The organism is Gordonia lacunae (genome assembly GCF_002149015.1).
Classification (GTDB): domain Bacteria; phylum Actinomycetota; class Actinomycetes; order Mycobacteriales; family Mycobacteriaceae; genus Gordonia; species Gordonia lacunae.
Genome location: NZ_NGFO01000004.1, coordinates 196,267 through 208,284, shown reverse-complemented (window position 1 = coordinate 208,284; position 12,018 = coordinate 196,267). Strand labels below are relative to the sequence as shown.

Here is a 12,018-nt window from a genome sequence, read left to right as displayed (position 1 = left end):
CCGCGAACCACGACGTCGCAGGTCAGCGCAGCAGCGCGCTGAGCGGGCGGAAGGGTGTGAGCCACGCACCCTCGTCGGGCAGGGAGTCCAGGCCGATGCGCGGCAGCGGCTCGCGGAACACACCGGGGATGTCCTCGAGATCGATGAACTCCAGCTCTTCGGTGCTCAGTGCCCAGCTGGCGTGCTCACGGAATCCGATGACGGTGACGGGCACGCCGTCGCCGACCACGTCGAGCAGTGGTTCGCGGAATGCCTGGCCGTCGGCGGACGCCACGATCACGCCGGCTAGTCCCACAGTGTGCCTGCGAAGCTCGATGTGGTCGAGCATGTCGGAGTCGACGTCGCTGTCGTCGGACAGCTTCGGCTTGGCGAAGACGGCGAAACCGACATTTCGGAGCGCGTCGACCCACGGTCGCACGACGTCGGCGCTACCAGGGGCGATGTTGGTGAAAACGGTGGCCTCGGGTTCGACCGCGCCGCCGCCGTCGGTGAGAGCGGACACATCTGCGGTCCGTTGCAGCAACCACCGGCCGAGAGCGTCGAATCGGGGGCGGTGCGCGGCGGTCGGCCGCCCGCCGAGCAGGGCGCCGAGACCCATGTCCATGTTGGGCGCGTCCCACACCAGCAGCATGCGGCGCGTCCCGGTCTGGCCGGCAATGGTGTCGGCGAAGCCGGTCGGGCTGTGGTCACTCATGGCGGGCTCCCGTCGGGGTGTCGCCGGTCGAGGTGACCGGCGGGATGGGCCGCGTGTACACGAACTCGCTGACGTAGCGGCCGTCGCGCTCGGCGCGTCCCTCGAACTTCGTCGTCGGCCGTTCCAGCAGGATCGGTGACTCGCGGGTCAGCTGGACGACGTGCGGGCGATCGGCGTCCTGGGTGGCGAGCGCCTCCGCGATCCACTCGGCGTAACCCGCGTGATCGGTCGCGATGTGCAGCACTCCGCCCGGGATGAGACGGTCGGCGATCAGCTCCAGTGTGCCGGTCTGGACGAACCGCCGCTTGTGGTGCCGCGATTTGGGCCACGGATCGGGAAAGAACAGCCGGACACCGGTGAGGCTCGACGACGGGATGAGTTCGGTGAGGACGATGGCGGCGTCGCCGCGGATCAGGCGCACGTTGGTGAGCCCGTTGCGGTCGACGAGCCCGAGGAGCTGGGCCAGGCCCGGCTTGTAGACCTCGACGGCCAGGACATCGACGTCGGGCTCCGCCTCGGCCATCGCCGCGGTGGAGATTCCGGTGCCGCTGCCGATCTCGAGGACCTTCGGGGCGTCGCGCCCGAACAGGTCGGTGAGGTCGAGTTGGGGTTCGGGCACCCGCTCCGGCCCGATCTCGAGGTCGCGGCCCAGAACCGGCCACAGCGTCTCCCAGTTGCGCTGCTGACCGGTCGTCAAGGTGCCGCGGCGGAAGCGGAAGCTCGTGACGCGGGGGTACAACCGGGACCTGTCGGGGCTGTTGTTCACGCGTCCATGGTTGCGCATCGAGCCGTCTCGACGAAGTCGCGGGCGGATCGCCGCCGCGGTCCGGGGTGGCCGGAGTGGCTCGGACGTGGACCGGATCCCGCCTCCGGCGGGGATGTGGAGGTAGCTCCGCCGTTCGCGCGGATCCCGATTAGTCTCGGCCCTGCCGCGGTTCACGTGCATTGATGGCCGGGGGTCGTCGCCGCACGCGGACGGGCGCGTGATTCGCAGGGGGACCGATGACGAGGAGGCTGCGGTGGGGGCACCGGTGAACGGCGGCCGGCGCGCTGTGCCCGCCGGGAGCGAGTTGTCGCTCGCCGCCGAGCAGGGTCGCCTCGCCGACCTCGTCGACCCGGCGTCGCCGCTGGTGCCGGTGCTGACCACCGCAGGACGCCGGTTCCTCCGTCCGTTGCACGTCCAGGTGGTCGGCCGGCCCGGGACCGGGCGCGACACCTTGGCCCGTGCGCTTCGAGAACGACTGTCGCTCAGCGTGATCGGACCCGGTGAGGACGCGCAGGATGCCGCCGACGCCGATCTGTGGGTCCTGGTCCTGGCCGGACTGCCCAGGCGCGCCGACCACGAACTGTTCTCCTCGCTCCCGTCCGATCGCGTCCTGGCGGTGCTCGGCAAGGCCGACACCCACGGCGACTGGGATTCCGCCGTCGCGGTCGCGTCGACGTGCGCCACGCGCCTCGGCGCGCCGGTGTACCCGGTCTCGCAGCTGCTGGCCTGCGCCGACCTCGACGCGGATGAGTTCGCGGCGCTGACGACCCTGGCGGCCGCCGGTGCCGGGATGCCGTCCATGGCGGGCCGGTTCCTCGTCGGACGCCCGGGTTCCGACGAGCGCCGTCTCCGGCAGGGACTGCTCCGCCGGATCGACGCCTACGGCATCGACACCGCGCTCGCCCTCATCGAATCCGGCGCGCCCGTCGCCGCGACCGCGAAGGACCTGAGCCGGGCGCTGCAGAACGCCTCCGGGGTACCCGAGCTCGCGGGACCGATCGGGGAGCGGGTCGCCCGCATCCGGTATTGGCGCGAGGTCGAGTTGCGCGGCCGGCTGGAGGAGGCGGCCGCGGCCGGCCTCGACCGCGCCGGGGCCGAGCGACTCCTCGCGGAAGCGGGTGCCGCCACATGACCGACACCGCACTCGACGCCGCACGCGAGCTGACCGGGTTCAACGCCGACCGCGTCAGCACCGGCTCCGGCGTCCTGGTCGTCGGCACCGACGGGGTGGGGGTGCGCACGCTGGTCGAGGCCTGCCGCGTGCTCGCCCCGGATCTCGACATCGTCGCGCGCACCCCGGGGAGCGCACCGGCGGGTGCGGCCGTCGTCGTCGTGGATCCGTCGTCCTCGGTCGGCGACGAGGAACGGCTGCTCGTCGAGCGGATGCGCGCGCAGGTCGGCACGGTCGCCGTCGTGTGCACCAAGATCGATGCGTTCTGGGAGTGGCCGCGGACCGTGCGTGCACACCGATCCGCGCTCGATCCGTTCGCGACGCTGCCGCTCTTCGGGGTGTCCGCGGTGGCGGCCCTCGGAGGTGCGGTGGACGAGTCGGGCGTCGAGGCCCTCGTGGAGTGGCTGCGCGAGGCGACCGGCGCGCCGGATGCGCTCCGCGACGAACGCGCGCGCCTCGGGGCGGGTGGCGGCGCGGTCGAGCATCTACTCCGGTCCGCCCGGGCCGACGCCGCCGACGAGGCCGCCGCCCGGACCGACGCCGAGGAACTCCTCGCCTTCCGTCGTCGTCTGCTCGCCACCCGCGACCGGGGGCGGACCGACCGGTTGGCGGCCGTCCGGGCGGGGCTGTCCCGGGTCCGGTCCCAGTCGTCGGCGGAACTGCATGCCGCCGTGCGGGACCTGGCGGCCACCGCCGCCGACCGTGCTCCGGTCGCCGACAGGGAGTACGGGACCTGGGTCCGGACCGGGTGGGCCGACCTCGCCGACCGCATCCGATGCCGTGCCGACGAGCGAGTCGACGCCGTGCGGGCGACCGCCCTGGTCGGTCTGGACGCCGAGCCGACCCAGGACGACCCCTGGCCCGCGGTGGACCTCGACACCGAGCGGCCAAGCAACCGGGCGCGGCGCGCGGGCGCCGAAGACGCGCTGCTCGTCGTCATCGGCGCGTCGACCGGTCTCGGCGTCGGACGCCTCGTCGTCGCCCCGATGGCGTCGGTCCAGACGCTGCAGTGGATCAGCATGCCGCTCGCCCTGCTCCTGGGGGTGGCGGTCGCGGCGTGGGTGATCCGTGTCCGGCGGACCGCGGTGACTCGTTCCGAGCGGGTGGCGCGGACCGCCGAGCTCCTCGCCGAGGCGCGGACGGCACTCGATCATCAGCTGGCCCTGCGCGTCACCGCGGCCGAGACCCGGATCGCCGGGCAGATCGCCCGCGCTCACGAACGCCGCAGCCGGGAGGTGTCGACGGAGATCACGCGGCTCGACGACGAGATCCGGCGGCTGCGCAGCGGGGTCGAGGTCCGCGATGCCCGGGTCCGGCGCGAGCGCGCCGAGTCCGTTCGGCGCGACCTCGCCGCGCACTCCGAACGGCTGTGGGCGTCGTCTGCCCGAGGCGACGATCCGGGACGAGAGTCCGGCGACCCCGCGGAGTACCGAGACCACCGACGACCGGACGGATCGGCCGCGGCCGCCCGAGCCGGCCACGACGACGGAAAGCAGTGATCCCGATGGACCCGATGTTCTCCGACGACACCCCGGAACCGGATCGTCCGGGCGAGTCCGCCCTGTTCGACGAGGTGGGCGCCGCCGCCGACCCCCGGTCGTTCGAGTCGGTGGCCGCGCTGCACGAGTCACCCGTGTCCGACGACCTCGACGATCATCTGTGGATGCACGACGACGGCCGGATCTGGGACCTCGGGCCCGCCGAGGTCGACACCGACGACGACGGGATCAACGACTCCCTCACCCGGAACGGTCCCGACGGGTTTACCGTGTACACGGACAGCGATCGGGATGGGCAGGTCGACAAGATCACCGAGATCGGTGCGGACGGCGAGTTCCGTTCCGCGGTGCTCGACCCGGACACCGGCGAGTGGATCTCCGGCGGATCGGGACGGATCGGCTGACAGGTGACCGGCGCCGAACCGGTCCGTGCGGCGCCGAGACCAGAGCGCGCGTGATTACCAGGGACTTTGGTCACCTGTCGCCCGGGTGTGGCGTACACCGCACCTGGTGAACCCCGTGACCTAGCGCCTGTTCGGTGTACGTATCCTGGACGACGAGACGACCTGACAGGTGGCCATTCCAAGCGGCCACCACCTCGGAGGAGGCCCCAACGATGACCGCAGCCACCATTCCCGGACTGGACCCGAGTAGCGCTCCGACGAAGCACGCGGGACTGCTGGCCTGGGTGGCCGAGGTCGCCGAGCTGACCCAACCCGACCGGGTGGTGTGGTCGGACGGCAGCGACGAGGAGTGGGAGCGCCTCACGGCCGACCTCGTCAAGGCGGGCACCCTCGTCAAGCTGAACGAGGAGAAGAAGCCGAACTCCTTCCTCGCCAGCTCCGACCCCGCCGACGTGGCACGCGTGGAGTCGCGCACCTACATCTGCTCGGAGGCCGAAGAGGACGCCGGGCCGACCAACAACTGGGTCGACCCCGCCGAGATGCGCTCCACGATGACCGAGCTCTACCGCGGCAGCATGCGCGGGCGCACGATGTTCGTCATCCCGTTCTGCATGGGCCCGCTGGACTCCGACGACCCCAAGCTCGGCGTCGAGCTCACCGACTCCGAGTACGTCGTGCTGTCGATGAAGATCATGACCCGCGTCGGTCCCCGCGTCCTGGAGATCCTCGGCGAGGACGGCTTCTTCGTGAAGGCGCTGCACTCCGTCGGCGCGCCTCTCGAGCCCGGCCAGGCCGACGTGCCGTGGCCCTGCAACACCGAGAAGTACATCACCCACTTCCCGGAGACCCGCGAGATCTGGTCGTTCGGTTCGGGTTACGGCGGCAACGCGCTGCTCGGCAAGAAGTGCTACGCCCTGCGCATCGCCTCGGTCATCGCCCGGGACGAGGGCTGGATGGCCGAGCACATGCTGATCCTCAAGCTGACCAGCCCGGCGAACAAGGTGTACTACATCGCCGCGGCGTTCCCGAGCGCCTGCGGCAAGACCAATCTCGCGATGCTCCAGCCGACCATCCCCGGCTGGAAGGCGGAGACCGTGGGCGACGACATCGCCTGGATGCGCTTCGGCGAGGATGGCCGTCTCTACGCGATCAACCCCGAGTTCGGGTTCTTCGGTGTCGCTCCCGGAACCAGCTACGACTCGAACCCGAACGCGATGAAGACCATCGAGGCCGGCAACACCCTCTACACCAACGTCGCTCGCACCGACGACGGCGATGTCTGGTGGGAAGACATCGACGGCCCGGCGCCCGCGCACCTCACCGACTGGCTCGGCAACGACTGGACCCCGGAGTCCGATCACAAGGCCGCACATCCGAATTCGCGCTACTGCACCCCGATCTCGCAGTGCCCGTCCCTGGCCGACGAGTGGGACGACCCGCAGGGCGTGCCGATCTCGGCGATCCTGTTCGGCGGTCGTCGCAAGACCACGGTGCCGCTGGTGACCGAGGCCCGCGACTGGCAGACCGGTGTCTTCATGGGTGCCACCGTCGGCTCCGAGCAGACGGCTGCCGCCGAGGGCAAGGTCGGCACCGTGCGTCGCGACCCGATGGCGATGCTGCCGTTCATGGGTTACCACGTCGGTGACTACCTGCAGCACTGGGTGAACATCGGCAAGAACGCCGACGAGTCGAAGCTGCCGAAGGTGTTCTACGTCAACTGGTTCCGCCGGGGCGAGGACAAGCGCTTCCTGTGGCCCGGATTCGGTGAGAACAGCCGCGTGCTGAAGTGGATCATCGAGCGCATCGAGGGTGAGGCCGAGGGTGTCGAGACCCCCATCGGCATCGTCGCGAAGCCCGAGTCGATCGACGTCAGCGGCCTGGACGTGCCTGCCGAGGACGTCGCGGAGGCCCTCGCCTTCAAGCCCGAGGAATGGCGCGAGGAGATCCCGTCGATCGAGGAGCTCTTCGACTTCGTGGGCGAGAAGCTGCCGAGTTCGCTGCGTGACGAGCTGGACGGGCTGAAGCAGCGCCTGGCCTGATGTGCGCGTCTGCCGAGAACCGGGGCTGAACGTACGGGAGGGTCAGAAGTGACGGTTGAGGTATCGTGCCCCTCATGAAGCTACGTGTGTGGGGCGCCTCGATCGCCGGTGCCTGCGTCTTGGGTCTGGCCTCCCCGATCGCCGTCCAACCGGCTTCGGCGACACCGCCTTCCGGGGCGGGTGTGTCGGCGTTCTTCACCGATTCGACGACGATCGGCGACGGGCTCCCCACGGTCAACCGGATCTCCGGTATCGACCGGACCGGCAACGGCAGCTACGTGCTGATCGCCGAAGACGTGCTGCCGGCCCGCTTCTTCACCGCGTCGATCGGCTACACGTCGGTCAACGCGTCGTTCGTCGGACAACCGCGGATCAACGGTGGCGGCACCGTCCTCGGCCCATGGTTCCTCCCGCTGCTGCCCGGCCAGGCCCAGTTCGAGGGCATCCGGCAGTCGGCGGGCGGTTACACCGTGGTCAGCGGCGGCAACAACCAGTTCGTCCGTCAGATCGGCCCGATCGGACAGGTCATCCGCGATCTCCCGCTCCCGCCGGCGTGGCGCCCGTCGCCGAAGTCGGGTCTGGCCGGCCAGCGCGGGCTCACCGGCGCGGCCATCGGGCGCCAGGGCCAGGTCAGTGTTCTCACGGCCGGTGGGCTGCGGCAGGATGCCGCGCGGTCGGCCCGCCTGCTGACCTTCGGCAAGAGCAATCGCGAGTTCGTCTACCGCACCGACGCGAACAAGGTGGCCGCCGACGTGCTCGCCGTCAACTCGACCGACTTCCTCGTGCTGGAGCGTGGTCCGGGCAACCTCGCGAACATCTTCTGGACGACGACCCGGGGTGCCACCTCGGTGACGAACAAGAAGAAGCTCAGCGGGCGCGAGAAGGCGATGACCAAGCGTCGGATCTTCTCCACCGTCGCGACGCCACGCCTACGCACCGGCAACATGTCGGGTCTCGCCTGGGGTAACTGGCACCCCGACAACCCGTTCGCCAAGACCCGCACCCGCACCCTGCTCGTGGTGTCGGACAACGTCGGATCGCCCAACCGGGTGCACTCGTTCGAGGTCCAGATCCCGAAGTAGTGCCCAAGGTCACCGGCCCTCAGGGTGGGGTCAGGGTGATACCTGATGGCCAACCGGCCCAGGATTTGGCACGGTTGATGGCATGACGACGACTGATGTGGCCGCGCGAGACGACGGTGGCGATGATTTCGGGGCGCCCAAGCATGCGGTGGCCGCCGGAGCCGACAACCTTTCCAAGCGGTACGGCGTCGGCGACACCGCCGTCGAAGCCCTGAAGAGCGTCTCGATCTCGTTCCGGGAGGGCGAGTTCACCGCCATCATGGGACCGTCGGGATCCGGCAAGTCCACCCTGATGCACTGCCTCGCCGGCCTCGACGTCGCGAGTGACGGCAAGGTGTTCATCGGCGACACCGATCTCACCGCGTTGTCGGACAAGGCGATGACGATGCTGCGTCGCGACCGCATCGGCTTCGTCTTCCAGGCGTTCAACCTCGTGCCGACGCTGACGGCCAAGGAGAACATCACACTGCCGGTCGACATCGCCGGCCGCACCGTCGACACCGAATGGTTCGATGCCGTGGTGGCCCGGCTGGGCATCACCGACCGGCTCGGCCATCTGCCGAGTGAGTTGTCGGGTGGTCAGCAGCAGCGTGTGGCCTGTGCCCGTGCGCTGATCGGGAAGCCGTCGATCATCTTCGGCGACGAGCCGACGGGCAACCTGGACTCGCGTTCCTCCGGCGAGGTGCTGTCGATCCTGCGCGCGGCGACCGACGAGTTCAAGCAGACCGTCGTCATCGTGACCCACGATCCGCGGGCCGCGTCGTACGCCGACCGGGTGGTGTTCCTGGCCGACGGACAGATCGTGCAGGAGCTCTCCCGGCCCTCTGCCGACGACGTCTTCGAGGTCATGAAGAACCTGGACAACGTGCCTGCGCCCGACACCGCCAGAGCGCACTGAGCCGTGGCCTCCTCTTCGGTGATGCGCAGGGTTTCGCTGCGAAACCTCCGCGCGCACAAGCTCCGACTGTTCCTGACCCTTTTCTCGATCGTCCTGGGCACCTCGTTCGTGGCCGGGTCGATGGTGTTCACCGGGTCCATCTCGAAGGCCTTCAACGACATCTTCGACAGCGCGGCGCCGGGTGTCGCGGTCGAGGTGACCCCGGCCGACCGGCAGTCGCCCGGAGTGCCCAACTCGATCGTGGATCAGCTTCGGGATCAGCGTGCGCAGTTCGGCATCGACAAGCTCGTGGTGAACAACAACGGCCTGGTCACGGTCGCCGACTCCGACGGCAAGGCCATCCAGACCGGTGGCGCCCCGAGTGTGGGCACCACCTACATCCCGCCGGCCGAGGCACTGTCGCCGGAGGACTCGACGATCCTGCCGGGGGGTCGCGGACCCGAGAACGCCGGTGAGATCGTGCTCAACACGTCGGCCGCCGAAGCCGCCGGCCTGAAGGTGGGGTCGAAGACGAAGATCGTCGTCGGCCAGGGCGAATCGACACCGCTCGACGTGACCGTCGTGGGCCTCGTCGACGCGCCCAGCTCGACCGGCGGCTACGTCAACGCCCAGTTCGATGCCGCGACGTCGGCCCGGCTGTTCACCGACGGTGAGCACGTGGGGGCCGTCGACATGTCGGCCGTCGCGGGGGTCACTCCGGAGCAGTTGCAGGAACGCATCATCGCCGCTCTCGGCGCCGACGCCGATCGCTACGACGTCCGCACGGGCGATCAGGTCCGCGAAGACCAGAAGGCGCAGGTCAACGAGTTCCTGCAGATCTTCCAGTACATTCTGCTGGCGTTCGCCGCGATCGGTCTCGTCGTCGGCACCTTCATCATCTACAACACGTTCTCAATGATCGTCGCGCAGCGGAACCGGGAGTTCGCGCTGCTCCGGGCGGTCGGCGCGAGCCAGCGCCAGGTGTCGCGGTCGGTGCTGTTCGAGGCCTTCGTGGTCGGCGTCCTCGGCGGCGCGCTCGGCCTCGCCATCGGCATCGCACTGGCCGCCGGTCTCAAGGCGATCACCAGTGCGACGTCGGGCCTGCCCGACGGTGAGCTGGCCGTCGGTCCGGATGCGATCCTGGCCGGCGTCCTGGTCGGCGTCGTCGTGACGATGATCAGTGCGTGGGTGCCCGCGGCGAGAGCCGCTCGGGTGCCGCCGGTGGAGGCGATGCGCGCATCGGCCGCCGAGGGGTCGGCCTCGTTGCGCAACCGCACCATCCTCGGCGCGGTCATCGGCGTCGCGTCGATCGCCGCGATCGTCGTCGGCGCGATGGGCGAAGGAGCGGGTCCCGCGATCACGGTGGGTGCCGGCGCCGCGGGTGCGGTCCTGTCGGCGGTCCTCATCGGCCCGGCGATCGCCCGCCCGTTCGTCAGCGTGCTCGGCCGCGTCATCGGCGCACCGTTCGGCATGATCGGCCGCCTGGCCCGGACCAACGCGGTCCGCAACCCGCGGCGCTCGGCCGCGACGGCGTTCGCGCTGACGCTCGGCCTGATGCTGGTCGCGATCATCGGCACCCTCGGACAGTCGTTCAAGGGCACCGTCGACGATGCCGTCGACGCGGGAATCACCGCCGACTACATCGTGGCGGGCACCAACCAGTCGCCGTTGCCGCCGGCGGTGACCGGGGCGATCGATGGCGTACCGGGAGTCGCCGACGTGGTGTCGTTCGGGATCGTCCAGGCCAAGGTCGACGACAAGTCGGAGACCGGGTTCTCCGCGCTCGGCGGACCGCTGAACAGCGTGACCGTCATGGACATGCAGGACGGTGCCTCGTCGGAGCTGCCCGCCGACGGGATGCTCATCAGCGAGCGGACCGGCAAGACGAACGGATGGAAGCGCGGCGACGTGGTCACGTTCACCTCGGCGACCGGGGAGCAGGTCCGGGTCCCGATCGCCGGCGTCTACGCCGACAACGAGGCGCTGCAACCGTGGGTGGTGGGGCCCGAGGTCTACGAGAAACTGGTCCCGCCGTTCGCGCGGGTCAATGTCACGCTCTTCGTGAACGCTGCCCCAGGCACCGACCTCGACACCCTGCGCAGCAATCTCGAGGAGGCGACGGCCGCGTACCTCACGGTGCAGATCCAGGATCGGGACCAGTTCAAGGGGCAGATCTCGTCGCAGATCGACCAGATGCTCGGCACGCTGTACGCAATGCTCGGGTTGGCCCTGCTGATCGCGGTGCTCGGCATCATCAACACGCTCGCGCTGTCGGTGGTGGAACGCAAACGCGAGATCGGGATGTTGCGTGCGATCGGCATGGTCCGGGCCCAGGTCCGGCGATCGATCTACCTCGAGTCGGTGCTCATCTCGATCTTCGGCGCGGTGCTGGGTGTGCTCCTCGGAACCGTCATCGGCGTGGCGTTGGTACGCACCCTCGCCGAGTGGGGTCTGGGTGCTCCGGTGATCCCGTGGTCGCTCATCGTGATCACCCTGGTCGCGTCGGCGATCGTCGGCGTACTCGCCGCGCTGTGGCCCGCCGTCCGGGCCGCGCGCACCGGACCGTTGGAAGCGATCGCCGACATCTGACGCAGTTCACGGTGGTCGGGTCGAGCTCGATCCGCAGATGACAGAATCGAGCGCATGACCCGACCACCAGAGGGCGATCCCAACGATCCGCGCAACGATCCGCCGGAGACACGGCAGTTCGACCCGGACTTCGACCCGTCGGCGCCGCCGTCGCAGGCCTACACCGAGCAACACCCCGGGCAGCCGTACCCGGGGCCTTACACCGAGCCGCACCAACCCGGTCCGTACACCGAGCCGCACCAGGCCGGACAGCCGTACCCGGGGCCCTACACCGATCCCCAGTACGCCGATCCCCAGTACACCGGCGGTTCGCCGTACGCGTCCTCGCCGTACGACGAGCCGGCCGGCGGTGAGCCGCCCCGGGGTTCCGGATCGAAGGGCCGGACGATCGGGCTGGCGCTGGTCGCTCTGATTGCGCTGGTGGTGCTGGGTCTGGTCGTCGTCTTGGTGACCCGTTCGGGTGATGGTGACTCGACCAGCGCGTCGTCGTCGTCGGTCACCGAGTCGAGCGAACCGGCGACGACCAGCGCGACGACGCCGTCGAGTACCACGACCACCGAGGAGACGACGTCGACCACGACGACGACACAGCGTTCCGGAACCATCACCTATCAGCTGACCGGTAACGGCGACGTCGTCGCACTGACGTTCCGTCGCGGCCCGGGGTCGCCGACCGTGATCCCGGCGACGGGGTCGCCGTGGTCCCAGCGCGTGCAACTCGAGGGGACCCGCGCGAGCCTGTCGGCCATCGTGGTCCGCGGCCCGGTGTCGTGCGCCATCCTCGCCGACGGTGAACAGCTGGCCGCGGCCACCAGCCAGGGCGGCACTCTCAACTGCACCGCGGACCTCGCCGCGGAGTAGGGCCGGGCGACCCCGAAGTTCCGGTTGCGGTCGGTC

Annotated in this window: 10 protein-coding genes; 8 read left to right on the top strand and 2 right to left on the bottom strand. The window is 70.0% G+C overall.

The features are described from left to right. Positions 1-22: 22 nt before the first annotated feature. Both CA982_RS05360 and trmB read right to left on the bottom strand, forming a co-directional pair. A complete protein-coding gene (locus tag CA982_RS05360) occupies positions 23-694 on the bottom strand; it encodes an NYN domain-containing protein (protein WP_004023764.1) in 672 nt (223 codons plus the stop codon). Then, positions 687-1,478 carry a tRNA (guanosine(46)-N7)-methyltransferase TrmB gene (gene trmB / locus CA982_RS05355; RefSeq protein WP_086534302.1) on the bottom strand — a complete coding sequence of 264 codons (792 nt, stop codon included), beginning with the start codon at positions 1,476-1,478 and terminating at the stop codon, positions 687-689. The genes CA982_RS05360 and trmB overlap by 8 nt, the downstream gene beginning before the upstream one ends. Positions 1,479-1,713: 235 nt before the next feature. Here trmB and CA982_RS05350 point away from each other — a divergent pair, with 235 nt between their 5' ends. The 8 genes from CA982_RS05350 (at position 1,714) to CA982_RS05315 (ending at position 11,982) form a co-directional block, all read left to right on the top strand. Continuing rightward, complete coding sequence (locus CA982_RS05350) at positions 1,714-2,592, top strand: hypothetical protein (protein ID WP_086534301.1); 879 nt, start codon at positions 1,714-1,716, stop codon at positions 2,590-2,592. After that, positions 2,589-4,130 (top strand): hypothetical protein, encoded by a 1,542-nt coding sequence (locus CA982_RS05345; protein ID WP_086534300.1) that lies wholly within the window; start codon positions 2,589-2,591, stop codon positions 4,128-4,130. The genes CA982_RS05350 and CA982_RS05345 overlap by 4 nt, the downstream gene beginning before the upstream one ends. A 5-nt stretch (positions 4,131-4,135) precedes the next feature. Further along, complete coding sequence (locus CA982_RS05340; RefSeq protein ID WP_086534361.1) at positions 4,136-4,534, top strand: DUF6802 family protein; 399 nt, start codon at positions 4,136-4,138, stop codon at positions 4,532-4,534. 212 nt (positions 4,535-4,746) lie between these two features. Continuing rightward, entirely contained in the window at positions 4,747-6,573 is a 1,827-nt protein-coding gene (locus CA982_RS05335) for a phosphoenolpyruvate carboxykinase (GTP) (RefSeq protein WP_086534299.1), read from the top strand. A 74-nt stretch (positions 6,574-6,647) separates the two neighbouring features. Further along, positions 6,648-7,655, top strand: coding sequence for an esterase-like activity of phytase family protein (locus CA982_RS05330; RefSeq protein ID WP_086534298.1), 1,008 nt, complete (start codon positions 6,648-6,650; stop codon positions 7,653-7,655). A gap of 82 nt (positions 7,656-7,737) precedes the next feature. Next, a complete protein-coding gene (locus tag CA982_RS05325) occupies positions 7,738-8,553 on the top strand; it encodes an ABC transporter ATP-binding protein (RefSeq protein WP_004023757.1) in 816 nt (271 codons plus the stop codon). 21 nt (positions 8,554-8,574) lie between these two features. Further along, on the top strand, positions 8,575-11,121 hold the full coding sequence (locus CA982_RS05320; protein WP_086534297.1) for an ABC transporter permease: 2,547 nt from the start codon (positions 8,575-8,577) through the stop codon (positions 11,119-11,121). Positions 11,122-11,175: 54 nt separating this feature from the next. Further along, positions 11,176-11,982, top strand: coding sequence for a hypothetical protein (locus tag CA982_RS05315; RefSeq protein WP_086534296.1), 807 nt, complete (start codon positions 11,176-11,178; stop codon positions 11,980-11,982). Positions 11,983-12,018 lie beyond the last annotated feature (36 nt).